37 protein-coding genes and 1 rRNA gene are annotated in these 23,530 nt (G+C 46.3%); 36 read left to right on the forward strand and 2 right to left on the reverse strand.

Going from position 1 to position 23,530, the window contains the following annotated elements:
- Window positions 1-5 precede the first annotated feature (5 nt).
- The 32 genes from rpsC to B9Y93_RS23950 all read left to right on the forward strand — a co-directional run bounded on the left by rpsC (window position 6) and on the right by B9Y93_RS23950 (window position 19,299).
- On the forward strand, window positions 6-671 hold the full coding sequence (gene rpsC / locus B9Y93_RS23795) for a 30S ribosomal protein S3 (protein WP_085499000.1): 666 nt from the start codon (window positions 6-8) through the stop codon (window positions 669-671).
- A gap of 2 nt (window positions 672-673) precedes the next feature.
- Window positions 674-1,111, forward strand: a complete 438-nt coding sequence (rplP, locus tag B9Y93_RS23800; RefSeq protein ID WP_085499002.1) for a 50S ribosomal protein L16 — start codon at window positions 674-676, stop codon at window positions 1,109-1,111.
- Window positions 1,098-1,298, forward strand: a complete 201-nt coding sequence (gene rpmC / locus B9Y93_RS23805) for a 50S ribosomal protein L29 (protein WP_085499004.1) — start codon at window positions 1,098-1,100, stop codon at window positions 1,296-1,298. The genes rplP and rpmC overlap by 14 nt, the downstream gene beginning before the upstream one ends.
- 61 nt (window positions 1,299-1,359) lie before the next feature.
- Window positions 1,360-1,623: a 30S ribosomal protein S17 gene (rpsQ, locus tag B9Y93_RS23810; RefSeq protein ID WP_085499006.1), complete on the forward strand. Its 264-nt coding sequence runs from the start codon at window positions 1,360-1,362 to the stop codon at window positions 1,621-1,623.
- Window positions 1,624-1,658: 35 nt separating this feature from the next.
- A complete protein-coding gene (gene rplN, locus B9Y93_RS23815; protein ID WP_085499008.1) occupies window positions 1,659-2,027 on the forward strand; it encodes a 50S ribosomal protein L14 in 369 nt (122 codons plus the stop codon).
- Between the two features lie 42 nt (window positions 2,028-2,069).
- Window positions 2,070-2,423 (forward strand): 50S ribosomal protein L24, encoded by a 354-nt coding sequence (gene rplX, locus B9Y93_RS23820; protein ID WP_085499009.1) that lies wholly within the window; start codon window positions 2,070-2,072, stop codon window positions 2,421-2,423.
- A gap of 26 nt (window positions 2,424-2,449) precedes the next feature.
- Entirely contained in the window at window positions 2,450-2,992 is a 543-nt protein-coding gene (gene rplE, locus B9Y93_RS23825; protein ID WP_085499011.1) for a 50S ribosomal protein L5, read from the forward strand.
- A 60-nt stretch (window positions 2,993-3,052) separates the two neighbouring features.
- Complete coding sequence (locus B9Y93_RS23830; protein ID WP_085499012.1) at window positions 3,053-3,238, forward strand: type Z 30S ribosomal protein S14; 186 nt, start codon at window positions 3,053-3,055, stop codon at window positions 3,236-3,238.
- A 32-nt stretch (window positions 3,239-3,270) separates the two neighbouring features.
- Window positions 3,271-3,669, forward strand: coding sequence for a 30S ribosomal protein S8 (gene rpsH, locus B9Y93_RS23835; RefSeq protein WP_085499014.1), 399 nt, complete (start codon window positions 3,271-3,273; stop codon window positions 3,667-3,669).
- A gap of 32 nt (window positions 3,670-3,701) precedes the next feature.
- Window positions 3,702-4,244 (forward strand): 50S ribosomal protein L6, encoded by a 543-nt coding sequence (gene rplF / locus B9Y93_RS23840; RefSeq protein ID WP_085499016.1) that lies wholly within the window; start codon window positions 3,702-3,704, stop codon window positions 4,242-4,244.
- Between the two features lie 62 nt (window positions 4,245-4,306).
- On the forward strand, window positions 4,307-4,675 hold the full coding sequence (gene rplR / locus B9Y93_RS23845) for a 50S ribosomal protein L18 (RefSeq protein WP_085499018.1): 369 nt from the start codon (window positions 4,307-4,309) through the stop codon (window positions 4,673-4,675).
- A 27-nt stretch (window positions 4,676-4,702) separates the two neighbouring features.
- Window positions 4,703-5,200: a 30S ribosomal protein S5 gene (gene rpsE / locus B9Y93_RS23850; RefSeq protein ID WP_085499020.1), complete on the forward strand. Its 498-nt coding sequence runs from the start codon at window positions 4,703-4,705 to the stop codon at window positions 5,198-5,200.
- Between the two features lie 13 nt (window positions 5,201-5,213).
- A complete protein-coding gene (rpmD, locus tag B9Y93_RS23855) occupies window positions 5,214-5,399 on the forward strand; it encodes a 50S ribosomal protein L30 (RefSeq protein ID WP_085499022.1) in 186 nt (61 codons plus the stop codon).
- 74 nt (window positions 5,400-5,473) lie between these two features.
- Window positions 5,474-5,914 (forward strand): 50S ribosomal protein L15, encoded by a 441-nt coding sequence (rplO, locus tag B9Y93_RS23860; RefSeq protein WP_085499024.1) that lies wholly within the window; start codon window positions 5,474-5,476, stop codon window positions 5,912-5,914.
- On the forward strand, window positions 5,914-7,212 hold the full coding sequence (gene secY, locus B9Y93_RS23865) for a preprotein translocase subunit SecY (RefSeq protein ID WP_085499026.1): 1,299 nt from the start codon (window positions 5,914-5,916) through the stop codon (window positions 7,210-7,212). The genes rplO and secY overlap by 1 nt, the downstream gene beginning before the upstream one ends.
- Window positions 7,213-7,355: 143 nt before the next feature.
- Window positions 7,356-8,000, forward strand: a complete 645-nt coding sequence (locus B9Y93_RS23870) for an adenylate kinase (RefSeq protein WP_085499028.1) — start codon at window positions 7,356-7,358, stop codon at window positions 7,998-8,000.
- Window positions 8,001-8,004: 4 nt separating this feature from the next.
- On the forward strand, window positions 8,005-8,757 hold the full coding sequence (map, locus tag B9Y93_RS23875) for a type I methionyl aminopeptidase (RefSeq protein WP_085499031.1): 753 nt from the start codon (window positions 8,005-8,007) through the stop codon (window positions 8,755-8,757).
- Between the two features lie 9 nt (window positions 8,758-8,766).
- Window positions 8,767-9,069 carry a KOW domain-containing RNA-binding protein gene (locus tag B9Y93_RS23880; RefSeq protein WP_085499033.1) on the forward strand — a complete coding sequence of 101 codons (303 nt, stop codon included), beginning with the start codon at window positions 8,767-8,769 and terminating at the stop codon, window positions 9,067-9,069.
- Window positions 9,070-9,080: 11 nt separating this feature from the next.
- Entirely contained in the window at window positions 9,081-9,296 is a 216-nt protein-coding gene (gene infA / locus B9Y93_RS23885) for a translation initiation factor IF-1 (protein WP_006676514.1), read from the forward strand.
- Window positions 9,297-9,338: 42 nt separating this feature from the next.
- Entirely contained in the window at window positions 9,339-9,452 is a 114-nt protein-coding gene (gene rpmJ, locus B9Y93_RS23890) for a 50S ribosomal protein L36 (protein WP_003333770.1), read from the forward strand.
- Window positions 9,453-9,474: 22 nt separating this feature from the next.
- Window positions 9,475-9,843 carry a 30S ribosomal protein S13 gene (rpsM, locus tag B9Y93_RS23895; protein ID WP_085499035.1) on the forward strand — a complete coding sequence of 123 codons (369 nt, stop codon included), beginning with the start codon at window positions 9,475-9,477 and terminating at the stop codon, window positions 9,841-9,843.
- Window positions 9,844-9,859: 16 nt separating this feature from the next.
- Window positions 9,860-10,255 carry a 30S ribosomal protein S11 gene (gene rpsK / locus B9Y93_RS23900; RefSeq protein WP_085499038.1) on the forward strand — a complete coding sequence of 132 codons (396 nt, stop codon included), beginning with the start codon at window positions 9,860-9,862 and terminating at the stop codon, window positions 10,253-10,255.
- A gap of 137 nt (window positions 10,256-10,392) precedes the next feature.
- Window positions 10,393-11,337 carry a DNA-directed RNA polymerase subunit alpha gene (locus tag B9Y93_RS23905; protein ID WP_085499040.1) on the forward strand — a complete coding sequence of 315 codons (945 nt, stop codon included), beginning with the start codon at window positions 10,393-10,395 and terminating at the stop codon, window positions 11,335-11,337.
- A gap of 36 nt (window positions 11,338-11,373) precedes the next feature.
- Window positions 11,374-11,739 carry a 50S ribosomal protein L17 gene (gene rplQ, locus B9Y93_RS23910; RefSeq protein WP_085499042.1) on the forward strand — a complete coding sequence of 122 codons (366 nt, stop codon included), beginning with the start codon at window positions 11,374-11,376 and terminating at the stop codon, window positions 11,737-11,739.
- A 125-nt stretch (window positions 11,740-11,864) separates the two neighbouring features.
- A complete protein-coding gene (gene truA / locus B9Y93_RS23915) occupies window positions 11,865-12,641 on the forward strand; it encodes a tRNA pseudouridine(38-40) synthase TruA (RefSeq protein ID WP_085499044.1) in 777 nt (258 codons plus the stop codon).
- A 218-nt stretch (window positions 12,642-12,859) separates the two neighbouring features.
- A complete protein-coding gene (gene rplM / locus B9Y93_RS23920; protein WP_085499046.1) occupies window positions 12,860-13,297 on the forward strand; it encodes a 50S ribosomal protein L13 in 438 nt (145 codons plus the stop codon).
- A gap of 20 nt (window positions 13,298-13,317) precedes the next feature.
- Window positions 13,318-13,710 (forward strand): 30S ribosomal protein S9, encoded by a 393-nt coding sequence (gene rpsI / locus B9Y93_RS23925; protein ID WP_085499048.1) that lies wholly within the window; start codon window positions 13,318-13,320, stop codon window positions 13,708-13,710.
- 244 nt (window positions 13,711-13,954) lie between these two features.
- Window positions 13,955-15,145, forward strand: coding sequence for a DUF2264 domain-containing protein (locus B9Y93_RS23930; RefSeq protein ID WP_244903555.1), 1,191 nt, complete (start codon window positions 13,955-13,957; stop codon window positions 15,143-15,145).
- A 160-nt stretch (window positions 15,146-15,305) separates the two neighbouring features.
- The gene (locus B9Y93_RS23935) at window positions 15,306-16,001 is read left to right on the forward strand and encodes a phosphoadenylyl-sulfate reductase (RefSeq protein ID WP_085499050.1); all 696 of its coding nucleotides are present in this window, start codon (window positions 15,306-15,308) and stop codon (window positions 15,999-16,001) included.
- 17 nt (window positions 16,002-16,018) lie between these two features.
- Window positions 16,019-17,191, forward strand: a complete 1,173-nt coding sequence (gene sat, locus B9Y93_RS23940; protein ID WP_085499052.1) for a sulfate adenylyltransferase — start codon at window positions 16,019-16,021, stop codon at window positions 17,189-17,191.
- Window positions 17,192-17,348: 157 nt separating this feature from the next.
- Window positions 17,349-18,110: an N-acetylmuramoyl-L-alanine amidase CwlD gene (gene cwlD, locus B9Y93_RS23945; RefSeq protein ID WP_085499054.1), complete on the forward strand. Its 762-nt coding sequence runs from the start codon at window positions 17,349-17,351 to the stop codon at window positions 18,108-18,110.
- Window positions 18,111-18,180: 70 nt separating this feature from the next.
- A complete protein-coding gene (locus tag B9Y93_RS23950; protein ID WP_085499055.1) occupies window positions 18,181-19,299 on the forward strand; it encodes an Mrp/NBP35 family ATP-binding protein in 1,119 nt (372 codons plus the stop codon).
- A gap of 258 nt (window positions 19,300-19,557) precedes the next feature.
- Here B9Y93_RS23950 and gerD read toward each other — a convergent pair whose 3' ends face one another.
- Window positions 19,558-20,232 (reverse strand): spore germination lipoprotein GerD, encoded by a 675-nt coding sequence (gene gerD, locus B9Y93_RS23955; RefSeq protein WP_085499057.1) that lies wholly within the window; start codon window positions 20,230-20,232, stop codon window positions 19,558-19,560.
- Between the two features lie 134 nt (window positions 20,233-20,366).
- Here gerD and B9Y93_RS23960 point away from each other — a divergent pair, with 134 nt between their 5' ends.
- Window positions 20,367-20,981, forward strand: coding sequence for a KinB-signaling pathway activation protein (locus B9Y93_RS23960; protein ID WP_244903556.1), 615 nt, complete (start codon window positions 20,367-20,369; stop codon window positions 20,979-20,981).
- Between the two features lie 84 nt (window positions 20,982-21,065).
- Here B9Y93_RS23960 and pdaB read toward each other — a convergent pair whose 3' ends face one another.
- Window positions 21,066-21,869 carry a polysaccharide deacetylase family sporulation protein PdaB gene (pdaB, locus tag B9Y93_RS23965; RefSeq protein ID WP_085499060.1) on the reverse strand — a complete coding sequence of 268 codons (804 nt, stop codon included), beginning with the start codon at window positions 21,867-21,869 and terminating at the stop codon, window positions 21,066-21,068.
- Between the two features lie 163 nt (window positions 21,870-22,032).
- Between pdaB and B9Y93_RS23970 the strand changes: the two genes are divergently transcribed.
- The 3 genes from B9Y93_RS23970 to B9Y93_RS24775 form a co-directional block, all read left to right on the forward strand.
- On the forward strand, window positions 22,033-22,638 hold the full coding sequence (locus B9Y93_RS23970; protein ID WP_085499061.1) for a stage II sporulation protein M: 606 nt from the start codon (window positions 22,033-22,035) through the stop codon (window positions 22,636-22,638).
- A 244-nt stretch (window positions 22,639-22,882) separates the two neighbouring features.
- Entirely contained in the window at window positions 22,883-23,110 is a 228-nt protein-coding gene (locus tag B9Y93_RS23975) for a hypothetical protein (RefSeq protein WP_085499063.1), read from the forward strand.
- 322 nt (window positions 23,111-23,432) lie between these two features.
- Window positions 23,433-23,530, forward strand: a 16S ribosomal RNA gene (locus B9Y93_RS24775); the annotation flags it as partial.

Here is a 23,530-nt window from a genome sequence, read left to right on the forward strand (position 1 = left end):
AATGCGTGGGTCAAAAGGTAAATCCCGTCGGACTTCGAGTGGGTATCATTCGTGATTGGGAATCAAAATGGTACGCTGACAAAGACTTCGGTACATTGTTGATTGAAGACGTAAAAATTCGTGAGTACCTTAAGAATAAATTGAAAGATGCTGCAGTATCCCGCATCGAGATCGAGCGCGCGGCTAACCGCGTGAACGTAACTATCCACACTGCTAAACCTGGTATGGTTATCGGTAAGGGTGGTTCCGAAGTTGAAGCACTTCGTCGCGAAGTTACAAAAATCGCGAAGGACAAAAAAGTGCACATCAACATCTCTGAAATCAAAACTCCAGACATGGATGCAATCCTTGTTGCGGAGAGCATTGCACAACAATTGGAGCGCCGCGTTTCATTCCGTCGTGCTTTGAAACAAGCAATCCAACGCACAATGCGTGCTGGTGCAAAAGGAATCAAAACATCGGTTAGCGGTCGTTTGGGCGGTGCCGAGATCGCTAGAACAGAAGGATACAGCGAAGGAACTGTACCACTTCATACGCTTCGCGCAGACATTGACTATGGCACAGCTGAAGCACACACCACATACGGCCGTATCGGCGTAAAAGTGTGGATCTATCGTGGAGAGGTACTTCCTGCGGCTAAGAAAAAGGCTGTTGAGGAAGGAGGCAACTAATCATGTTGGTACCTAAACGTGTGAAACATCGCAAGCAATTTAGACCGACAATGAAGGGTCGCGCTAAAGGCGGCACTACTGTGAACTTCGGTGAATACGGTTTGCAAGCTTTGGAGCCAGTATGGATCACAAACCGTCAAATCGAGTCCGCTCGTATTGCGATGACTCGATATATCAAGCGTGGTGGTAAGGTTTGGATCAAAATCTTCCCAGACAAACCAATTACAGCTAAGCCTCTCGAAGTTCGTATGGGTAGCGGTAAAGGTAACGTCGAAAAATGGGTAGCCATTGTTAAGCCAGGTAAAATCATGTTCGAACTTTCCGGTGTGCCTGAGGAAGTTGCTCGTGAAGCGATGCGCCTTGCTGCACATAAGCTGCCATGCAAGACGAAGTTCGTGAAACGTGAAGAAATGGGTGGTGAAGCAAATGAAAGCAACTGAATTCCGCAACTTGACCACTGCTGAACTTGAACAAAAGATTGTTGGATTCAAGGAAGAGCTCTTCAACCTCCGTTTTCAATTGGCTACTGGACAGCTTGACAACCCAACTCGCATCCGTGACGTACGTAAAGCAATTGCACGTGCTAAGACGGTATTGCGTGAAAGAGAACTTGGGATTAGCGGTTAATTGACGTCAGAATGTTGACTGAAAATAGAGATCCTGTAACCAGGAAGGAGGCATGACACTCATGAGTGAACGTAACGCTCGTAAAGTGCAAATTGGCAAAGTGGTCAGCGACAAGATGGACAAAACAATCGTTGTAGCGGTTGAAACGTACAAAAAGCATGACTTGTACCACAAGCGCATTAAATATACGAAGAAGTTCAAAGCTCACGATGAGAACAATGAAGCGAAAATCGGTGATACTGTCAAAATCATGGAGACTCGTCCGCTGTCCAAAGACAAGCGCTGGAGACTCGTTGAGGTAGTAGAGAAAGCCGTAATCGTTTAATGTTCGGTTAGCTTGACCGAAAGGAGGAAAATAGAATGATTCAACCATTTACACGTTTAGCTGTAGCAGATAACTCTGGTGCGAAAGAATTGATGTGTATCCGTGTCTTGGGTGGTACTGGACGTCGTGTAGGCCATATCGGAGACCTAATCGTATGCTCTGTCAAACAAGCAACACCAGGCGGCGTTGTCAAAAAGGGTGACGTTGTAAAGGCAGTTATCGTTCGTACGAAGCGTTCGGTTCGACGTAAAGACGGTTCCTACATTACATTTGATGAAAATGCAGCGGTAGTCGTTAAAGACGACAAGGGACCACGTGGAACACGTATTTTCGGACCAGTTGCTCGCGAACTTCGCGATAAAGACTTCATGAAAATCGTTTCCCTGGCACCGGAAGTGATCTAACAAGTAATTGCCGCTTTAGGCAAGTCTCAGGAGGTGTGACACATGCCACGAATGAAGAAAGTTCTCGAGTCGCATAACAACAAACTGCACGTTAAAAAAGACGACACGGTTATCGTTATTTCCGGTAAGGATAAAGGTAAAAAAGGTCGTGTTATCGCGGCTTATCCTCGTATGAACCGCGTGCTTGTTGAGGGTGTGAATATGGTTAAGAAGCATCAAAAGCCTAACCAAGCTAACCCACAAGGCGGTATCATCGAGCAGGAAGCACCAATCCACGTTTCCAACGTAATGCACGTGGATCCGAAGTCCGGTAAAGTAACACGTATTGGTTACAAAGTATTGGAGAACGGCAAAAAAGTACGTGTTGCAAAACGCTCCGGCGAAATTATCGACTAATCGCTAGGAAAGGAGGTCCATTACTAATGGCAGCTCGCATGAAAGAACGTTTCTTGAATGAAATTACTCCTGCTTTGATGCAGAAGTTCAACTATACAACCGTTATGCAAGTACCTAAAGTAGAAAAAATCGTCATCAACATGGGTATGGGTGAGGCAGTTTCTAACTCTAAGGTCTTGGATTCAGCTGTTGCTGAATTGGAGCAAATCGCAGGTCAAAAGCCTGTCATTACTCGCGCTAAAAAATCCATCGCAGGCTTCAAGCTTCGTGAGGGAATGCCGATCGGTGTTAAAGTAACATTGCGCGGTGACAAAATGTATTACTTCTTGGACAAATTGTTCAACGTTACACTCCCACGTGTACGTGACTTCCGCGGTATTTCCAACAAAGCATTTGATGGTCGCGGTAACTACACACTTGGTCTTAAGGAGCAAATCATCTTCCCAGAGATCGAGTATGATAAAATCGATAAAGTTCGCGGTATGGACATCGTTATCGTTACTACAGCGAAAACAGACGAAGAATCCCGTGAATTGTTGACGCAACTCGGCATGCCTTTCGCGAAGTAATGTTCGTAAGGTCGGAAAAGTTCATGATTATGAATGAAAGTAATTAGGAGGTGTCAACACGTGGCAAAAACTTCGATGCTTGTCAAGCAACAACGTAACCCGAAGTTCAAAGTGCGTGCATATACACGTTGCGAGCGCTGCGGCCGTCCGCATTCTGTATTGCGTAAATTTAAAATTTGCAGAATTTGTTTCCGCGAATTGGCATATAAAGGCCAGATCCCTGGCGTTAAAAAAGCTAGCTGGTAATCAACCCACTTGCGGGAAGGAGGTTTACACTAATGGTTATGTCTGATCCAATTGCAGATATGCTTACACGTATTCGCAATGCAAATACAGTACGTCATGAGACGGTGGAAATGCCTGCTTCTACGATGAAGAAGCAAATCGCTGAGATTCTAAAGCGTGAAGGTTTCATCCGTGATGCAGAATATATCGATGACAACAAACAAGGGATCATCCGTATCTTCTTGAAATACGGTCAAAACCAAGAGCGTGTTATCACAGGTCTTAAGCGTATTAGTAAACCAGGCTTGCGTGTTTACACGAAATCAAACGAAGTACCTCGCGTACTTGGTGGCCTTGGTATTGCGATTATTTCAACATCTAAGGGTGTTGTTACGGATAAAGAAGCTCGTCAAGCTAAAACTGGCGGAGAGGTAGTCTGCTACGTTTGGTAATGAATTGCAGATGATTGGAGGTGCAAGAACACATGTCTCGTATTGGTCGTAAACCAATTAACGTACCAAGTGGTGTTGAAATCACTTTGGTCGACAACGCGATTACGGTAAAAGGACCGAAAGGTACATTGACTAAACCTGTTCACAAGGAAATGCAAGTTTCCGTTGAAGGCAATGAAATCAATGTTGTTCGTCCTTCTGATAATAAACTTCACCGTTCCCTGCACGGAACAACACGCAGTGTTATCAGCAACATGGTTAACGGCGTTACTGAAGGTTTCTCTAAATCTTTGGAACTCGTGGGTGTAGGTTATCGTGCTAACAAAACAGGTGACAAATTGGTGCTGAACGTTGGGTATTCTCACCCAGTTGAAATCACACCTGAGCCAGGCATCGAATTCGATGTTCCAACTCAAACAAAGATCATCGTTAAAGGTATCGATAAAGAGCGCGTAGGTGCTTATGCAGCGAAAATTCGCTCCGTACGTGAGCCTGAGCCTTACAAAGGTAAAGGGATTAAGTATGAAGGCGAACGTATCCTGCGTAAGGAAGGTAAAGCAGGCAAGAAGAAGTAAGATCTTGCCTAGCTCGCTTACCCGTGTAGCTTAATGGCTAAACTGAAGGGAGTGAAACATTCGTGATTACAAAAGGCGATAAGAACAAAGCTCGTTTGAAACGTCACCTTCGTGTGCGTAAGAAAATTGAAGGAACGACAGCACGTCCTCGTTTGAACGTATTCCGTTCCGCTAAACATATCTACGCTCAAGTGATCGATGATGCTAATGGTGTAACGCTAGTAGCTGCATCCACTATGGATAAAGAACTTCGTGAACAAGTTGGCAATGGTGGTAACGTTGAAGCTGCGCGCAAAGTAGGCGAATTGATTGCTAAGCGTGCAAAAGACGCAGGTGTATCTGTAGTTGTATTTGACCGTGGCGGATACCTGTACCATGGACGTATTCAAGCATTGGCTGACGCAGCTCGCGAAGCTGGTCTTGAGTTCTAATAATTGTTAAAAAAGGAGGTTAACGACTTGCGAGTTGATCCAAATACGCTAGAACTGTCTGAAAAAGTTGTTCAAATTAACCGCGTTGCTAAAGTTGTAAAAGGCGGACGTCGCTTTAGCTTTAGCGCACTCGTTGTTGTCGGCGACGGCAAGGGCTGGGTAGGCGCTGGTATTGGTAAAGCTTCTGAAGTTCCAGATGCAATCCGCAAAGGAATTGAAGATGCGAAGAAAAATCTCATTCACGTTCCTTTCGTTGGTACAACGATCCCTCACCAAGTAATTGGTCACTTCGGCGCTGGCCGTGTATTGTTGAAACCAGCATCTGAAGGTACTGGGGTTATCGCTGGTGGCCCTGTTCGTGCGGTATTGGAGCTGGCTGGTGTAGGCGACATTCTTACGAAATCGCTTGGTTCCGCTAACTCCATGAACATGGTAAATGCTACGCTTGAAGGTCTTTCTCGTTTGAAGACTGCTGAGCAAGTAGCGAAGCTGCGTGGCAAATCCGTTGAGGAACTGTTAGGATAAGGAGGGGACTACGATGGCTAAATTGCAGATTACCCTCGTTCGCAGTCTGATCGGTCGTCCAGAAAATCATCGTAAAACGGTGAACACTCTGGGCCTTCGTAAGCTGAATCAGACGGTTGTTCATAACGACAACCCTGCGATTCGCGGCATGGTTAACCAAATTACTCATTTGGTTAAAGTTGAAGAAATCCAAGGCTAAGCTACGAAGCTTAGCTTCACTGTGTCAAAGACATAAATTTAGTGACATAAATCATTAAGGAGGTGCGACGAACGATGAAGTTACATGAACTTTCTCCAGCACCTGGTTCCCGCCAAGAGAACTACCGCAAAGGACGCGGTATTGCTTCTGGTAACGGGAAAACAGCAGGTCGCGGTCATAAAGGTCAAAATGCTCGTTCCGGCGGTGGTGTTCGCCCAGGCTTTGAAGGTGGTCAGAACCCATTGTACCGTCGTCTGCCTAAGCGCGGTTTCAACAACCCAACTCGTAAAGAGTATGCGGTATTGAATGTGGCTGACTTGAACCGTTTTGCAGCTGGTACTGAAGTAACTCCGGAATTGTTGATGGAGCAAGGCATCGTGAACAACCCAATGAGCGGTATCAAAGTATTGGGTAATGGCGAATTGTCTGTTAGCCTAACTGTTAAAGCTAATAAGTTCTCTCAATCTGCGGTAGAAAAGATCGAGGCTGCCGGCGGTAAATCCGAGGTGATCTAATGTTCAAGACCGTATCCAATATTTGGCGAGTCGAGGATTTAAGACGAAAGATCTTATTCACCCTTATGGTCTTGATCGTATATCGAGTCGGTTCCTTTATTCCGGTTCCGGGTGTCGATAAGACAGTGTTTGAAACAGCAAATCAAGGAACTGATTTGTTCGCCTTGTTGAATACATTCTCTGGTGGTGCCCTGTTCAAGTTCTCCATCTTTGCACTAGGGATCATGCCGTATATCACAGCATCGATCATTATGCAGCTCCTATCAATGGATGTCGTGCCTAAGTTCACGCAATGGTCCAAAGAAGGGGAAGTTGGAAAGCGCAAGATCGCACAGGTTACACGTTATGCGACGATTGGCTTAGGACTCATTCAAGCATTTGGTACGGCGATTGGATTCAACCGCTTGTACGGATTGCAAATGGTGCCGAATGCAACAATTATGACGTATGTCGTCATTGCAATCGTATTGACTGCAGGTACGGCTTTCCTGATGTGGCTTGGTGAGCAGATCACCGAGAAGGGGATTGGTAACGGAATCTCCATTCTGATCTTTGCAGGTATCGTAGCGGCATTCCCGACACATATCGCTCAGATCTATCAATCTCAATTTGTTGAGAACGCCGGTTCTTTGTTCCTAAGCATTGTGAAAGTGATTGTTATTTTGCTCTTCGTCATCTTCATCATCGTTGGGGTTATCTACATTCAACAAGGTAACCGCAAGATTCCCGTTCAATACGCGAAGCGTGTTGTCGGAAACAAGATGTATGGCGGTCAAAATACTCACATTCCGCTTAAAGTAAACGGTGCGGGTGTAATTCCAGTCATCTTCGCAGTATCGTTGCTTATGTTCCCGATCACGATTGCTCAATTCTGGGCTGGTCACAGTTGGGCGAACTGGATTATCAACAATATGTACTATGACAAACCGCTTGGTATGGTATTGTACGTTCTGTTGATTATCGGCTTTACGTTCTTCTACACATTCGTTCAAATGAACCCTCAGCAAATGGCGGATCAATTGAAGAAGAATGGTGGATACATTCCAGGCATTCGCCCGGGTAAAGCAACAGCAACATACTTGACACGAGTGATGTCTCGTATTACGCTAGCAGGTGCTTTGTTCTTGTCTATCATCTCTGTTCTGCCTGTGTTCTTCGGCGCTCTGGCCGGATTGCCGCGTGGAGTACAGATCGGTGGTACTTCCTTGCTGATCGTCGTCGGTGTTGCACTTGACACGATGAAGCAGGTTGAAAGTCAATTGATCAAGCGCCATTACAAAGGTTTTATTAATAAATAGGCAATAGGTTCTGATGGAGCCGCTGTGGCCCCTCGGCACCTATTGTGCTGTTTCTTGCAGAGCAGAGGCTTAACGAATGCCATCGAAAGATAACACTTCCGAAGTAGTTAAGCCTATGCTTACCATAAAGGGAGTGACATTCGATGAACATTCTATTCATGGGGCCTCCTGGGGCAGGTAAAGGAACGCAGGCTGAACGTATCGTTCAAGAGTTCGGTATTCCTCATATCTCCACAGGCGATGCATTCCGTGCAGCGATGCGAGAAGGTACGCCAATCGGCTTAAAAGCGAAGGAATACATGGATAAAGGTCTGCTCGTTCCGGATGACGTTACAGTCGGTATTGTGCGCGAACGACTCGCAGCGCCAGACTGTGAACAGGGCTTCCTGTTGGACGGCTTCCCACGCACGTTAGCACAAGCGGAAGCACTTGACGACATCCTTGAAGCCATGGGACGCAAGCTAGATCATGTTGTGAACCTGCACGTTGACCGTGAGCTTTTGCTTGCACGCCTTACTGGCAGACGGATTTGTAAGACTTGCGGTGCTACGTACCATGTCATCTTCAATCCGCCACAACAAGAAGGCATCTGCGATAAAGATCAAGGTGAGCTCTACCAGCGCTCTGACGATTCAGAGGAAAAGGTCGGCACACGTCTTGATGAATATATCAATAAGACTGCTCCTTTGTTGGAGTACTACTCCGAAAAAGGCTTGTTGCGTCAGGTTGACGGGGAGAAGGAAATCGGTACGGTCTCGACTGAAATCGTATCGCTACTGAGAGGTTAACTCCATGATCATCTGTAAGTCCGAAGTGGAACTTGGCTTCATGAGAGAAGCTGGGCGAATTGTTGCGATGACGCACCGTCTTATGGCGGACTCCGTCAAACCGGGCATTACAACCCGGGAACTTGATAACATTGCGGAACGGTTCATTCGCAGTCAAGGGGCTACCCCTTCTTTCAAAGGCTATAACGGTTTCTCCGGAAGCATTTGCGCATCAGTTAATGATGAATTGGTGCATGGCATTCCCGGTGATCGCGTCTTAAACGAGGGCGACATCATCAGCATCGACATTGGTGCACAGTATCGTGGATATCACGGTGACTCTGCCTGGACATATGGAGTTGGCAGCATCTCAGACAGTGCGAAGAAGCTGCTTGAGGTGACAGAGCGTTCGCTCTATGCCGGACTTGATCTTGTTAAGCCAGATGTTCGTCTATACACGATATCTCATGCTATACAACGTGTGATCGAGGATGCAGGTTTTTCTGTCGTGCGTGAATACGTAGGGCATGGGGTTGGTGCAGATCTGCATGAAGAACCGCAGATCCCAAACTTCGGTACACCTGACCGTGGACCACGGCTTAAGCCGGGTATGACGCTTGCCATTGAGCCGATGGTTGTCATCGGAGAGCGTTATGTGAAGACGCTAGCGGACAACTGGACGGTTGTGACGGTGGACGGGACATGGTGCGCTCACTTTGAGCATACTGTAGCTGTAACATCGGATGGTTGCGAGATTTTAACGAAACTTGAAGAGTAGGTGACGGAGATGAAAGACATTCCGACTCCAGTGCTTGGTCAGTTGGTTAAAGTCATTCAAGGTCGTGATGAGGGCACTTACGCTGTCATCATTGGTATTGAAGAACCGCGATTCGTGTTCATAGCGGATGGGGATAAACGAAAGTTTGACCAGCCTAAACGCAAAAACATGCTTCATGTAGAGCTGCAGCAAGCGATAAGTCATGAGGTTGTCGATAGTTTAAAAGATAGCGGACGGGTGACGAACAGCAAGCTCCGTTATGTGATTCAAAACTATACGAAGCAGCTGTCCGCTGCAAATGTGGAAGAATAGGGGGATTAACGTTGGCTAAAGAAGATGTGATTGAAGTCGAAGGTACGGTTATTGAACCGTTGCCCAATGCAACATTCCGTGTGGAACTCGAGAACGGACATCAAATTCTCGCCCATGTTTCAGGAAAGCTGCGGATGCACTTTATCCGTATCCTAACTGGGGACAAAGTGGTCGTACAGTTGTCGCCTTACGATTTGAGCAAAGGTCGCATCACATATCGAAAATAGCATTCGTCGTGTGAGCAACTTAAGAACTGGGAGGTATTCATCATGAAGGTAAGACCTTCTGTAAAACCTATTTGCGAAAAATGCAAAGTCATTCGTCGCAAAGGGAATGTTATGGTAATCTGTGAAAATCCGAAGCACAAACAAAAACAAGGATAATTTAGAAGGGGGTGTAGCGTAAATGGCTCGTATAGCTGGTGTAGACTTGCCACGTGATAAACGCGTTGAGATCGCCTTAACATACATTTTTGGGATCGGTAAAACAACTTCTCAGAAAGTGATCGCACAAGCAGGTGTAAACAAAGACACTCGTGTTCGTGACCTGACTGAAGAAGAAGTAAACGCAATCCGTGAAGCAATTGACAAGAACATTAAGGTAGAGGGTGACCTCCGCCGTGATATTTCCCTGAACATCAAGCGTTTGGTTGAGATTGGATGCTATCGTGGTATCCGCCATCGCCGTGGCTTGCCTGTTCGTGGTCAACGTACTAAAACTAATGCTCGTACACGCAAAGGCCCTCGTCGTACGGTAGCGAATAAGAAAAAGTAAGGAGGGATAAGTAGCAATGGCTAAACCAAAAAAAGCAGTTCGTACTAAACGTCGTGACCGTAAGAATATTGAATCTGGCGTAGCTCACATTCGTTCTACGTTCAACAACACGATCGTAACGATCACAGATCCGCATGGTAATGCAATTTCTTGGGCGAGCTCCGGCGGTTCCGGATTCAAAGGTTCGCGTAAGTCTACTCCATTTGCTGCACAGCTCGCTGCTGAAACAGCTGCGAAAGCTGCAATGGAACATGGTATGAAAACCGTTGAAGTTATGGTTAAAGGTCCAGGCGCAGGCCGTGAAGCTGCCATCCGTTCCTTGCAAGCTGCAGGATTGGAAGTTAGCATGATCAAAGACGTAACTCCAATTCCGCACAACGGCTGCCGTCCGCCAAAACGTCGCCGCGTATAATTCATACGCGGGGCGCTTATGTCGTATATAACTAACGCCTGTTGGTAATAATGGTTGTTTAGGCATTACTGCACGAATTAACCGACCGTAGGTGTATAGAAGGTAACGTGAGCGACGTTTTGAAGGAGGGTTATAGAGTGATTGAGATCGAAAAACCGAAAATCGAAACCGTAGAGGTCAATGAGGAAGGATCATACGGCAAGTTTGTGGTAGAGCCGCTTGAGCGCGGCTATGGCACAACATTGGGGAACTCCCTGCGCCGTATTCTGCTGTCCTCCCTGCCTGGTGCAGCTGTTACATCTGTTCAGATCGATGGCGTGCTCCATGAGTTCTCGACGATTCCTGGTGTCTATGAAGACGTTACAGAGATCATCTTGAACCTTAAAGCATTGTCGCTCAAGATCCACTCCGATGAAGAGAAGATTCTTGAAATCGATGCGGATGGCGAAGGTGTTGTAACGGCAGGTGACATTCGAGCGGATAGTGATGTGGAAATTTTGAACCCGGATCTCCGCATTGCAACTTTAGCTGAAGGTTCCAGACTCCACATGCGCATTTATGCGAATCGTGGACGTGGATTTGTTCTTGCTGACCGCAATAAGCGTGAAGATCAACCTATCGGAGTTATTCCAGTAGATTCGATCTATACGCCAATCTCTCGTGTAAACTACAGTGTAGAGAATACGCGTGTTGGTCAAGTAACGAACTACGACAAGCTTACGCTTGAAGTATGGAGCGATGGCAGCATTCGACCTGAAGAAGCGGTCAGCCTCGGCGCTAAGATTCTTACAGAGCACTTGATGCTCTTCGTAGGTCTTACAGACGAAGCGAAAGACGCTGAGATCATGGTCGAAAAAGAGGAAGATAAGAAAGAGAAAGTGCTCGAGATGACCATCGAAGAGCTCGATCTCTCTGTTCGTTCCTATAACTGTCTAAAGCGTGCGGGCATTAATACAGTTCAAGAGCTGATCACGAAGACGGAAGAAGACATGATGAAGGTCCGCAACTTGGGCCGCAAGTCTTTGGAAGAGGTACAAGAGAAGCTTGAAGAGCTGAGCTTAGGTCTGCGTAAAGAAGATTAATACGGGACTAGGTACAGAGAAGGAGGGGAAACTATTATGGCATACCAAAAGTTAGGTCGTGATTCCAGCGCTCGTAAAGCGTTGTTCCGTGACTTGGTAACGGATTTGTTCTTGTATGAGCGCATCGAAACGACTGAAGCTAAGGCGAAAGAAGTTCGTTCTATCGCTGAAAAGCTGATCACTAAAGCTAAAAAAGGTGATCTTCATGCTCGTCGTCAAGTTGCAGCATTCGTACGTCGCGAGACGGTTGATGGAGAGAAAGATGCAATCCAAAAGCTTTTCTCCGATATCGCACCTCGTTATGCTGAGCGTGCTGGCGGTTACACTCGCATTATGAAACTGGGACCTCGCCGTGGCGACTCCGCGCCTATGGTTTACTTGGAACTGGTTGACCGCGCGTAATAGCTTGATGCGCACGATATGAGGACTGCTTCAGCAGTGTGAAAGAAGGCTCCCTTAGAGGAGCTTTTCTTTTTGTCGGGCGAGGCGGCTTATAGACGTGTATACGTACAGCTTCGGAGGGTAGCATGAGAAATATTGGGATGACGGTTGCCTATGAAGGCAACGCTTATTGTGGATTTCAAGCACAGCCTGAAGACCCAACGGTGCAAGGCTGCATTGAAATGGTGCTAAAGCAGCTTACCGGCGATACCATATCCATCTTGGCATCTGGCCGAACGGATGCAGGCGTCCACGCTCAAGGGCAAGTCTTTAACTTCTTAACAGAGTCTCAGATTCCTGTTGAGCGTTGGATGATTGCGATGAATTCCAGACTGCCTAAGGATATCGTAATAACAGAGGTATGGGAGGCTCCATTAGACTTTCATGCCCGTTATTCGGCGAAACGCAAGACGTATCGTTACTCCATCTATTCAGAGCGTGTTCCGGATTTGTTTACGCGCAGAACAGAGCTCTTTCATCCACGACCGCTTAAGATTGATGCGATGAAGGAAGCAATGTCGCATTTCGAGGGAGAGCATGACTTTACGTCTTTCGCTTCGCCGAAGTCGACCAAGACTTCCAATATTCGTACCATCTATCAATCCTGGTTGGAGCACGAGCCAAGCTATACAGGCCACCCGGATCGAGGCAGAATTCATCTGTTCATCACGGGAAATGGCTTTCTGTACAATATGGTGCGCATTATCGCAGGGACTATTCTTCAAGTAGGTCAAGGCAAGCGCAGCCCGGATCAGATTCCTGAGATTATTCAAGCACGAGATCGTCATAAAGCAGGACCTACGGCAGTACCATGTGGGCTAATGCTCTGGAAAGTAGAGTATGATGGTTCAGAGCGATTGTAATACGGCAGTTTCGCTAAAAAACAACTTGCATAAATGCCCGGTTTCCTGTACAATAAATTTTGTGTTTCTTTACGGCTTCCCACGGCCCCCAGTGAAGAGACACGACAACAGAAGTACCTTTTGAACATGTAATTACGTAACTTAACGACATATAAAGTGAACTTGAATTTGTATAGCACCCTTAGGTCGCAGCAAATGATTAGAGGAGGATTATTCTCATGCGTACGACATATATGGCGAAACCAGCTGAAGTAGAACGCAAATGGTTCGTTATCGATGCAGAAGGAAAGACGCTTGGTCGTCTTGCTTCTGAAGCAGCGGCTTTGATCCGCGGTAAGCATAAGCCAACATTCACACCACATGTGGATGGCGGTGACTTCGTAGTTATCATTAATGCAGAAAAAGTAGTATTGTCCGGCAACAAACTTGCTGACAAGAAATACTATCGTCACTCCTTGCATCCAGGTGGATTGAAAGTGACAACAGCTCAAGAAATGTTGGCAAACAAGCCTGAGCGCATGATCGAACTTGCTGTTCATGGCATGTTGCCTAAGACTCGTATGGGTAACAAAATGAAGCTTCGTTTGAAAGCATATGCTGGCGCAGAACATCCACATCAAGCACAACAACCTGAAGTTTACGAACTTCGCGGTTAATTAAAAGGGAGGACAGTTTCATGGCACAAGTACAATACTATGGGACAGGTCGTCGTAAGCATTCCGTAGCGCGTGTTCGCCTCGTACCAGGTGAAGGCCGCATCGTTATCAATAAACGTGACCTTAATGAATACTTCGGTTTGGAAACTTTGAAGTTGATCGTAAAACAACCTCTGAACCTTACAGAGACAGTTGGAAAATACGATGTGTTGGTTATCGCTCATGGTGGCGGTATCTCCGGTCAAGCAGGCGCAATTCGTCACGGTATCTCCCGTGCGTTGCTCAAAGCGGATCCTGAGCTTCGTCCAGCATTGAAAAAAGCTGGCTTCTTGACTCGTGACCCACGTATGAAAGAACGTAAAAAGTATGGACTCAAAGCTGCACGTCGTGCACCTCAGTTCTCGAAACGTTAATATCCTGCTTGCAGGAGTGCAAAGCCTCGAATCTTATGGTTCGAGGCTTTTTTGCGTTTAGTGGAACATAGGCATCATGATGATAATGGTGCCACAGCTCAAGCCGGGTTGCTAAGATACCATGCTGATGGCTAATAAACATTAGCATTTCTCCTCCAATAAGAGGTATTTAGTTGCCCATGCAGAATGAATTATAGCAAGAACGTCGAAATGTACCTCTTCACAAGATGGGAGCGTGTAAGGAATGGAGCATACCAAGCTTGATGGTTCAGTAACGATGCAAGCAAACAATGAAGGAGCACAGGATCGAGAGTTTTGGCTGAAGAGCCTCGAGCGTTTGTCTCGGCCGGTATTGGAAGCGCTAGCAGAAGACCGGCTAAGAGAACGAATGCCTATAGAGTCCTCTGGGTCAGATCGAGCCTTATATACGCATTTGGAAGCGATAGGACGCTTATTATGCGGAATCGCGCCATGGCTGGATGCCAACCATGGCGACAGCCAGGAGCAGGCGTTAAGAGCAGAATTTCGGGAGCTGACGACAAAGGCGCTGGAACATGCATTTGATCCTACGGCTAAGGACTATATGAACTTGGCGAAGGGCTATCAGCCAATTGTGGATGCCGCATTTTTATGCCAAGCCATTCTTCGTGCTCCAAATACGCTGTGGCATGAGCAGCGCGAGCAAGTTAAGACGAATATAATTCATGGCATAAAGCAGACAAGAACAAGAAAGCCGTACTTCAACAATTGGCTGTTGTTCTCAGGCATGATGGAAACGATGCTGTATCATTGTGGAGAATCTGATTGGGATCCGATGCGAATAGACTACGGCATCAAGCAGCATGAGCAGTGGTATGTCGGTGATGGGGTATACGGGGATGGCATCCATTATCACGCGGACTATTATAACAGCTTCGTGATTCAACCGATGCTGCTTGATATGGTTGAGACGGTGGGACAGGAGTATCCCGATTGGTCTAAGCGTTATGAGGTGATAAAAGGAAGAGCACAGCGATATGCCGAACAATTGGAGCGAATGATCTCTCCTGAGGGGACCTTTCCACCACTTGGACGATCCATTGCTTACCGAACAGGCGCATTTCAATTATTAGCTCAGCTGGCATGGAAGGGGCAGCTGCCAGAGAGTCTACAGCCAGCACAAGTTCGCGGAGCACTGACAGCAGTGATGAAGCGCTGCTTGGATGTCCCGAATACTTATGATGAGCAGGGCTGGCTTAGAATAGGCCTGAGCGGCCATCAACCAAGTTTGGGAGAGGAGTATATTTCAACAGGCAGCCTGTACTTATGCTCTACGGTATTGTTACCGCTAGCATTGTCTCCAGAGGACTCCTATTGGAATGGAACGGAGCCATGGACCTCTAAACGCCTCTGGTCAGGCACTGATAGTGCAGCCGATCATGCCCTATACCCATAAAACCAAAAACAACCAACCGGTGCTTAGGCACCGGTTTATTTTTGTTGAATACTTTGTATCATAATGAAAAAAAGCAATTGACAATTAGAGGAAATTTTATTATGCTGAATTCATTAAACATACCCAAATAGTAGGGATTGAGTTTGGAGGATAGGGCTTTATGAATTTATTGGAGAAAGAAGCGTTAATTCAAGAGCGCGCCGTGCACTTTGAGACCGCTCCGCCTGAAGAAATTATGGCTTGGGCCGCAGAGACATTTCCGAATCTCACCTTTGCCTGCAGCTTTGGCGCAGAGGATGTCGTCATTGTTGATATGCTGCAGAAGATTAGCCCATCGACGGATATCTTTTACTTAGACACCGATTTTCATTTTGATGAAACGTATGAGACTCGTGACCGCATCGCTTCCAACTACAACCTAGAATTCAACCGCGTAAGTCCTCAAATTACTCCTGAAGAGCAAGCCGAACAATACGGACCAGAGCTATGGAAGACCAGCCCCAACACCTGCTGCAACATCCGCAAAGTCGAACCACTAACCCAGATTCTAAGCAAATATGACGCATGGATTACCGGAATCCGCCGCGATCAAGCTCCGACCCGCGCAAACGCCAAGATGATTGAATATGATACGAAGTTTGGATTAGTGAAGTTTAATCCACTCGCTGCGTGGACGTCGGAAGACGTCTGGAATTATATTAAAGCTAACAACATTATATACAATCCACTTCACGATCAGCATTATCCAAGCATTGGCTGCAAGTATTGCACGCGTCCTGTTATGGAGGGTGAAGACCCTCGCGCAGGCCGCTGGTCGAACTCAGAGAAGATCGAATGCGGATTGCATCAAGGATGAGAGGAGTCAATTCAAGAATGACAGCGATCAACCCACACGGTGGACAATTAATCAATCGTCTTGTTGAAGGGGAGGCCAAGGCTTTCCTGCTTAAGCAATTATCCGATGCGCCTGTTATACCGATTAGCCGGTGGACGATCTCTGATTTGGATCTTATTGGCGTAGGCGCATTTTCACCGCTTACTGGATTTATGAACCAAGAAGACTATGAAAGTGTCGTTGCATCGATGAGACTTGCAGATGGCACGGTATGGTCGATTCCTATTACGCTTGCTGTGCAGCCTGAACTCGCAGCCACCTTGAAGATAGGTGCAACCGCTGCGCTTGTAGGAGAAGAAGATCAGATTACGTATGGTGCTATCAATATTGAATCCATCTATACGATCGATCCGCTGCATGAAGCCGTTAATGTATTTAAGACCTCAGACACTGCTCATCCCGGCGTTCAGAAGCTGTTAGAACGGCCTACAACGGTCGTGGGCGGCAGTATTCAAGTGATACAGCGTCCGAAGCCAGAACGTTTTGAAGACTATTATTTTGATCCTGCCGAGACCCGTCGTTTATTCGCGGAAAAAGGGTGGAATACGGTAGTCGGCTTCCAAACACGCAACCCTGTTCACCGGGCTCATGAGTACATTCAAAAGAGTGCCATGGAGATTGTAGATGCGCTGTTCTTGAATCCGCTAGTTGGAGAGACCAAGTCCGATGATGTGCCTGCTGATGTTCGCATGAGAAGTTATCTAGCGCTGTTAGAAGGCTACTATCCGAAGGATCGGGTATTCTTGGGCGTCTTCCCTGCTGCAATGCGATATGCGGGCCCTAGAGAGGCGATTTTCCATGCGATTGTCCGCAAAAACTATGGGTGCACGCACTTTATTGTCGGCCGTGATCATGCTGGAGTAGGTGACTACTACGGGACCTATGAAGCGCAAGAGATCTTCCGCCGCTTCACACCGGAGGAGCTAGACATTACGCCATTATTTTTTGAACATAGCTTCTTTTGCACGAAGTGCGGCAATATGGCTTCCAGTAAGACCTGTCCGCACAACAAGGAAGATCATTTGACCTTATCGGGAACAAAAGTAAGAGCGCTATTACGAGACGGCATCTGTCCACCGCCTGAATTCTCAAGACCAGAGGTGGCCAAGATTCTCATTGAAGGCATGGCAGAGCAGACCGCGAATGTATAAGCTTAATCAAGATTAATATTAATGAGGCGAATGACTATTGTAATGGATAGGCTTCGCTTCTTTTTTATATCGTGAATGGCTTTCAGGACATGCGTATATTTGTCCAGCTCCTCCCATATAGTTGAATGAGGGTATGGACAGGAGGTCGAGTCGTGAGATGCCAAAGAAGGCTAGAAAGCATTTTATTTTGTGGATATCGCTAAAAAGAGTCAGGCAATGGGCGTTAAGTCTTACCTTGATTGCTGCGGTATTCATCATTATGACCGTAGATATTCCAACGGAAAAAACATGGACAAACTGGACTTTGCCGCTTGCAGGGCGTGTTATTGCCTTAGATGCTGGACATGGTGGGCCGGACGGGGGAGCTTCAAGCAAACAAGGGCTTATTGAAAAGGACATTAATCTTGCGATCACGCTTCATTTGCGCGATTATTTGCAGCAAGCGGGTGCAGTTGTTGTAATGACAAGAGAAAGCGATGTAGATCTAGCTAATGAAGGCACGAAAGGATACTCTAAGCGAAAGGCAGAGGATCTCAAAAATCGCATACAGCTTATACAGGCCAAAAAGGCAGAGCTGCTCGTAAGCATCCATATGAACAGTATTCCTTCAGATCGATGGAGCGGAGCGCAAACCTTTTACTCCGGTGCAATCAAGCAGAATGAGAGTCTTGCTTACTTCATCCAAGAAGAGATTAAGCGCAATCTTGAGAATACAGAGCGAGTAGCAAAGGCGGACGATCGCAACTTATATTTGCTAAGAAATGTAGATATCCCGTCCGCGCTTGTTGAAGTTGGATTCTTATCTCACCCAGTCGAATCGCGCATGCTGGCTGATGATCAGTATCAAATAAAAGTAGCGGCTTCGATCTACAAGGGCATCTTGAGATACATGTCAGGCGAGTCCATCACTCATCATTAATGTGATATAATAGCATGGGACAGAGGAAAGAAATGCCTATTAACCTATAGATAGAGATGGGGTGTGCATCTTGATTACACGCGAGCAACTAACAGAAGCGCTGCAAGAGCTGACAGAGCCAGTAAGCGGTCAATCCTTTACTTCGCTGCAATGGATTCGAGATGTGATGATCAAGCCGGATAATGTATCCTTAACGATCCTCCTTTCGCCTGATGCGGCTGATTCCCAAGTAAGAGAACAGCTCATAACTGATGCGAAGTCTCGGCTGGCGCTGTATGGGGTTGAACAAGCCCATATTCGCCTTCGTTTGGCCTCAGAGCAGGAATTGATCCAGGCCGGACTGCAAGAAGCAGGAGGTAGTACAATGAACCAGGACCCTCATGCTCCACAAGGGCATGGAGCAGCCCTGGATGCGCTAAGTCCGCTGCTTCATCCTGACAGCAGGACAACATTTATTGCAGTTGCAAGCGGCAAGGGTGGAGTGGGCAAGTCTACGGTAACGGTTAATTTAGCGGTTGCCTTGGCAAGGTTAGGTAAAAAAGTAGGACTTATTGATGCGGATATTTATGGCTTTAGTGTGCCTGACATGATGGGGATTGAGGATCGTCCTGCTGTTGTGGATGAACGTGTAGTGCCTATCGAACGATTTGGTGTTCAGATCATGTCGATGGGCTTCTTTGTGGAAGACAACAGTCCAGTTGTATGGCGTGGGCCCATGCTCGGCAAGATGCTCCGCAACTTCTTTGCAGAAGTGGCTTGGGGAGAACTAGATGTTGTTCTCTTGGACCTGCCTCCAGGGACTGGAGATGTTGCGCTTGATATCCATCAGATGATTCCGCAAAGCAAAGAAATCATCGTCACAACCCCTCATGGTACCGCCGCATTTGTTGCTGCGCGAGCGGGGACGATGGCGATGTCCACCAATCATGAGATTATTGGCGTCGTCGAGAACATGGCGTATATGCAGTGTGGAAGTTGCGGTGAGAAGGAATACGTATTTGGTCGAGGCGGTGGAGGCAAGCTGGCAGAAGCACTCCATGCTCCGCTGCTTGCGCAGATACCATTAGGAGCAGCCGACAATCATCCACAGGAACCAGATTTCTCGCCATCCGTATATAAAGCAGACCATCCAATTGGACAGCTGTATTTGGAATTGGCCCAATCATTGATTGATAAGGGACAAGTGTAACGGTGTAACTGGCATTCCAGCTGAAGCGGGTTGAACCGTGTACGTTGTCTAATGGAGCAGCTGGACTGCAGCGCAATTGAATAAAATAAGAAAGGGAGACTCTGTAGAGCTCCCTTTTTTTGATTTGATCAACTGTAATTGGTCAAAGAGGCTGTGAGCAGATTAGCTTTTGAACTAATAAATGGGTGACACCATTACACACCGGCCAAGATATGTGGCACTGATCTGTAGGAAAGAGATGCTGTTTGGTGATTGCCTTTATTGACCTCCACCCTGACCACCACCACCGCCGCCGCTTGAGCCGCCTTCTTCACCTTGACCACCGTTCTGGCCCTGCTGGCCTTCTTGCTCGGAACCTTGCTGCTGCTTGGGTTCGAGCTCTTCCTTTACCACTTTAGACAGAAGCTCCATCACTTGTAGTTTGAATAGCGGGGTATTCATGGACTCCTTCATAATCGCCATAAGCTGCTTGCGATATTCTGGTGTTTTCATGATATCCAGATATGCTTTCATCATATCCGGGGATTTCAAGACATCGCCCACGGCTTGTTGATACGTAGGATCTTTGATCAATTCTTTATGAAGCTGCTTATTATCACTATTAATAACTTTGGCAAATTCAGCTGCAAATTTCGGGTCTTTCATGATTTTTTCAAACTCTTTTTGGTAATCGGGGGAGACTAGGGTATCCTTCACTGCTAAACGTACTTGCTCTTGTGCCTGTTGAGTATTCAGGGACTGCATTTGCATGGAGCCGCTTTGAGAGGACTGAATAGCCTTTTGGGCTTCTTCAGTCTTCAAAATGTCGACCACCATCGTTTTCATCTCTTTATAATCCATCTGATTACTTGAAGACTGCTCCTGACCACATCCTGTTGCAAGTAGCAAAATGGCCAATAAGGGCATAACTCCCCGAATGATGGCAGATCTCATGGGCTGATCTCCTTTCCTTAACCTCTTCACGCGTAGTATGTCGTAACAATTTATGAATTATGAAGAACAGCGATAGTTTTTTGTTGAGCCTACTGGTAAAATAATGAATATTGTGGAGGTGAAGCAGCGTGAACATGAAGAAGTGGCTGCACTTATTTTGGACATCCATTTGTGTTGGGGGAGGATTGATGCTGCTAACAGGCTTGTCCATACAGCTTTTTCAGCAGGAGCTGTCGAATATGAAGGGTGCTGGGGACATCCTAATTAATGTGTTGCAGCTTATTTTTAGTGGATTCATGATCAGTGTGTATGCGCAAATGGGCTTCTTCGCATATCTGACCCTGAATTATATTGCTTTAGGCTTTTTCAAGAAAAGCTGGCTTTACATTCAAGTGATTATTACTGTCTTTGTGCTGCTTGATGTTATGTTCTTGCGGACCATGCTTGGCGGCAATGGCAAATTACAAACCGATATTATTCTTGGACTTGCTTTGCTTGCCATTGCTTATATCGTTGCTAAATTCAAGGTTCGAGCGACGAATAAAGCCGCACTTATCCCGACTATGTTTTTTATGATCGCAGGCACGGCAGTGGAGACATTGTCTGCCTTGAATATTAGCAATGTGGCCACTTGGTTTGTATTTATACCATTGGTTGCCTGTAATGCGCATCAGATTCTGATCCTGCATCGATTAGTGGGGCAGAAGGGCAACGCCAGTACGGTGGAAACAGCTGGTGCTGCTAGCTGAATGGCGATGACAAAAAAGAGCTGACATGGTCAGCTCTTTTTCTGCTTATACTGTTACAGTGGCTCATCGTGTCCTTAAAAAGAATCAGAAACCTGCTGCTGCTTCGATTTGCTCCATCATCATAGCTTGATCTTGTATTGTCTTATTGTTCATCTCCGTTTGCTGCAGGAGTTCTGATACGGTAACGAACTCATAGCCTTGTGCTCTTAGCTGATCAATGATGATGGGAAGGGCTAAATGGGTCTGTTTGCATGAATCACTCGCGTGAAGAAGCACGATATCGCCTGGATGAGCTTTCTTCATGACCCGATTTACAATCGTATCCACACCTGGGTTCTTCCAATCGAGCGAGTCGGTGTCCCACTGAATAACCTTGTAGTTCAATTGTTCAGCAATGGTCAGCACTCTTTTGTCAAAATCACCGTTAGGCATGCGAATCAGATTAGGCTCCTTGCCTGTCATGTCCGTTAAGATTTGGTGGGCAGTTGAGATTTGCTTGCGAATTTCGTCATCGCTTAAGCTGCTGTAGTTCACATGCTTATGTCCATGACTGCCAATCTCGTAGCCGCCATCAGCAATTTTCTTCACGAGATCCGGATGTGTCTTACTCCAGGGTGAGGAGAGGAAGAAGGTGCTTTTCTTTACCCCTTTTTGCTCAAGGATATCGAGAATAGGCTGCGTTCGTGTTTCTCCCCAACTGATGTCGAACGTTAGTGCGATCAGTTTCTTTTCGGTTGGAACACTGTAAATGGCAGATGGACTGCCTTCTGAGAACACCGTGATGTTGTCACTCTCCACATAGACGACACCCGCAGCAAATATGGCGGCGACGACAAGGAAGAAGACGCGTTTGATTTTTTTGCCACTGAATACATAAAAAGAATTCATGCAAGTGCGCTCCTCTCGTACGTAGCAATTAGCGGCAGGCCATCTAGGCTTGTCACGCTTGTTTAATACACTGTATGCTTGGAGCATGGAATTATGACAAGCATCATCGAGGGTTTGATTCGTGGTGATGGTCGTCATGCAAGTAGAAAGGAGAATGGGCTTCATGCTAAGTTTCAAAGCATTTTTACGTTCGTTAATAGAAATAAAGTGGTATATCTTTGCCTCTGCGCTGCTGATGATTGCAGGCTATGCCATTGGCTATCAGTCCAACACACTCGAACAATTTCTTATGGGTCAACTTGAAGCGCTCAAGGAATTGCAGCAGCAAGCGTCGCAATCCTCGAATCAGGAATTGTCTTTTTTCATTACGATTTTCTACAATAATGCCATCAAATCTGTATTGATCATGTTTGCGGGTATTATAGGAGGCATTATTCCAGCTGCATTTTTGCTCATCAACGGAATGGTAATTGGTCTGCTTATGCGCATCATGAGCGAAGCGGGCGTTGATATGACAAGTCTTGTGGTGAAGGGGCTGCTGCCCCATGGTATTTTAGAAATCCCGGCGATTATTATAGCTGCGGCATTCGGACTGCGCTTTGGCATACTCGTGTTCCAGCGGATGTCTTCTCAGTATCGCTCCAATCCATTGAATCTGACTATTGGACTCTGGTCAAAGAAGACCGCAGCGGCTGCCGTCTGGATTACATTTATTCTGCTCATCGCAGCAATAATTGAGAGTACCATTACATTCTGGCTGTTATCGTAAGCAAATGGAGGAGCGGGTGTTTGCGATAATGGGATGCAAGAGAATGATTGTACGATAAATTTGTATGTGTAGGATAAAATTCTCAAAAAATGAGAATACCATTAAAGCGGCATTCATGAGATGCATGCGCGAAGCGCCAACAGCGTGAGGAGCCATGTAAGGAATGAAGTCGCTTTTCTTCTCTTTATGGGCAGAAATAAAGATGAATGCAATTGATGGATTGTAATGAGGAGGCTGCATTGTCGTGCTAGGGTTTCTATTTAATGATAAGGAATGCAAGGAACTAGGATATATGCTTCGCAAGGAGCTTGATGAGATGCTTCTTGATCTGTCTGATCAGCGATTGGACAAAGATGTACGGCGAGCGATAGCAGCAAGATATCGGACAATCTTTCGAATGTATGCCCGTATTGCCACCCCTAAGGATCTGTCGCGATATGCGCGAAATCATCGCTATATTCAGAATCACTAAACCTATGTCGTAGGCTTGTTTTAAAAAAAAATGAAAAAAGGGTTGACGAAAAATGTAGTTTTATGATAAATTAATTCTCGTTCCTTTCTTACAAGAAAAACGAAAGAAAAACTTCTTTCGAAAAAACATTGAAAAAAGATGTTGACTTCTAGAAAAGAACATGATATATTATAAGAGTCGCTGCTGAACGATGTGGCGAGCTAAAGCGAAGGTGATCGGGTTGGTCGCTGGAGCGCAATTGTTCTTTGAAAACTGAACAACGAGTGAAACATTATTGAGAATTAATTTCTCGTCAGCAATACCAATGAGCAAGTCAAACACTTTTATGGAGAGTTTGATCCTGGCTCAGGACGAACGCTGGCGGCGTGCCTAATACATGCAAGTCGAGCGGAGTCTTACACTTTCTTCGGAAAGTGTTTG

Source organism: Paenibacillus aquistagni, assembly GCF_900177815.1.
In the GTDB taxonomy this organism is placed as follows: domain Bacteria; phylum Bacillota; class Bacilli; order Paenibacillales; family Paenibacillaceae; genus Paenibacillus_B; species Paenibacillus_B aquistagni.

What these genes read in the sequence shown, in the direction of transcription:
- rplP (WP_085499002.1), top strand. Translation starts at nt 674, where the DNA reads ATGTTGGTACCTAAACGTGTGAAACATCGCAAGCAATTTAGACCGACA.
- rpmC (WP_085499004.1), top strand. Translation starts at nt 1,098, where the DNA reads ATGAAAGCAACTGAATTCCGCAACTTGACCACTGCTGAACTTGAACAA.
- rpsQ (WP_085499006.1), top strand. Translation starts at nt 1,360, where the DNA reads ATGAGTGAACGTAACGCTCGTAAAGTGCAAATTGGCAAAGTGGTCAGC.
- rplN (WP_085499008.1), top strand. Translation starts at nt 1,659, where the DNA reads ATGATTCAACCATTTACACGTTTAGCTGTAGCAGATAACTCTGGTGCG.
- rplX (WP_085499009.1), top strand. Translation starts at nt 2,070, where the DNA reads ATGCCACGAATGAAGAAAGTTCTCGAGTCGCATAACAACAAACTGCAC.
- rplE (WP_085499011.1), top strand. Translation starts at nt 2,450, where the DNA reads ATGGCAGCTCGCATGAAAGAACGTTTCTTGAATGAAATTACTCCTGCT.
- rpsH (WP_085499014.1), top strand. Translation starts at nt 3,271, where the DNA reads ATGGTTATGTCTGATCCAATTGCAGATATGCTTACACGTATTCGCAAT.
- rplF (WP_085499016.1), top strand. Translation starts at nt 3,702, where the DNA reads ATGTCTCGTATTGGTCGTAAACCAATTAACGTACCAAGTGGTGTTGAA.
- rpmD (WP_085499022.1), top strand. Translation starts at nt 5,214, where the DNA reads ATGGCTAAATTGCAGATTACCCTCGTTCGCAGTCTGATCGGTCGTCCA.
- rplO (WP_085499024.1), top strand. Translation starts at nt 5,474, where the DNA reads ATGAAGTTACATGAACTTTCTCCAGCACCTGGTTCCCGCCAAGAGAAC.
- secY (WP_085499026.1), top strand. Translation starts at nt 5,914, where the DNA reads ATGTTCAAGACCGTATCCAATATTTGGCGAGTCGAGGATTTAAGACGA.
- B9Y93_RS23870 (WP_085499028.1), top strand. Translation starts at nt 7,356, where the DNA reads ATGAACATTCTATTCATGGGGCCTCCTGGGGCAGGTAAAGGAACGCAG.
- map (WP_085499031.1), top strand. Translation starts at nt 8,005, where the DNA reads ATGATCATCTGTAAGTCCGAAGTGGAACTTGGCTTCATGAGAGAAGCT.
- B9Y93_RS23880 (WP_085499033.1), top strand. Translation starts at nt 8,767, where the DNA reads ATGAAAGACATTCCGACTCCAGTGCTTGGTCAGTTGGTTAAAGTCATT.
- rpmJ (WP_003333770.1), top strand. Translation starts at nt 9,339, where the DNA reads ATGAAGGTAAGACCTTCTGTAAAACCTATTTGCGAAAAATGCAAAGTC.
- rpsM (WP_085499035.1), top strand. Translation starts at nt 9,475, where the DNA reads ATGGCTCGTATAGCTGGTGTAGACTTGCCACGTGATAAACGCGTTGAG.
- rpsK (WP_085499038.1), top strand. Translation starts at nt 9,860, where the DNA reads ATGGCTAAACCAAAAAAAGCAGTTCGTACTAAACGTCGTGACCGTAAG.
- rplQ (WP_085499042.1), top strand. Translation starts at nt 11,374, where the DNA reads ATGGCATACCAAAAGTTAGGTCGTGATTCCAGCGCTCGTAAAGCGTTG.
- truA (WP_085499044.1), top strand. Translation starts at nt 11,865, where the DNA reads ATGAGAAATATTGGGATGACGGTTGCCTATGAAGGCAACGCTTATTGT.
- rplM (WP_085499046.1), top strand. Translation starts at nt 12,860, where the DNA reads ATGCGTACGACATATATGGCGAAACCAGCTGAAGTAGAACGCAAATGG.
- rpsI (WP_085499048.1), top strand. Translation starts at nt 13,318, where the DNA reads ATGGCACAAGTACAATACTATGGGACAGGTCGTCGTAAGCATTCCGTA.
- B9Y93_RS23930 (WP_244903555.1), top strand. Translation starts at nt 13,955, where the DNA reads ATGGAGCATACCAAGCTTGATGGTTCAGTAACGATGCAAGCAAACAAT.
- B9Y93_RS23935 (WP_085499050.1), top strand. Translation starts at nt 15,306, where the DNA reads ATGAATTTATTGGAGAAAGAAGCGTTAATTCAAGAGCGCGCCGTGCAC.
- sat (WP_085499052.1), top strand. Translation starts at nt 16,019, where the DNA reads ATGACAGCGATCAACCCACACGGTGGACAATTAATCAATCGTCTTGTT.
- cwlD (WP_085499054.1), top strand. Translation starts at nt 17,349, where the DNA reads ATGCCAAAGAAGGCTAGAAAGCATTTTATTTTGTGGATATCGCTAAAA.
- gerD (WP_085499057.1), bottom strand. Translation starts at nt 20,232, where the DNA reads ATGAGATCTGCCATCATTCGGGGAGTTATGCCCTTATTGGCCATTTTG.
- B9Y93_RS23960 (WP_244903556.1), top strand. Translation starts at nt 20,367, where the DNA reads ATGAAGAAGTGGCTGCACTTATTTTGGACATCCATTTGTGTTGGGGGA.
- pdaB (WP_085499060.1), bottom strand. Translation starts at nt 21,869, where the DNA reads ATGAATTCTTTTTATGTATTCAGTGGCAAAAAAATCAAACGCGTCTTC.
- B9Y93_RS23970 (WP_085499061.1), top strand. Translation starts at nt 22,033, where the DNA reads ATGCTAAGTTTCAAAGCATTTTTACGTTCGTTAATAGAAATAAAGTGG.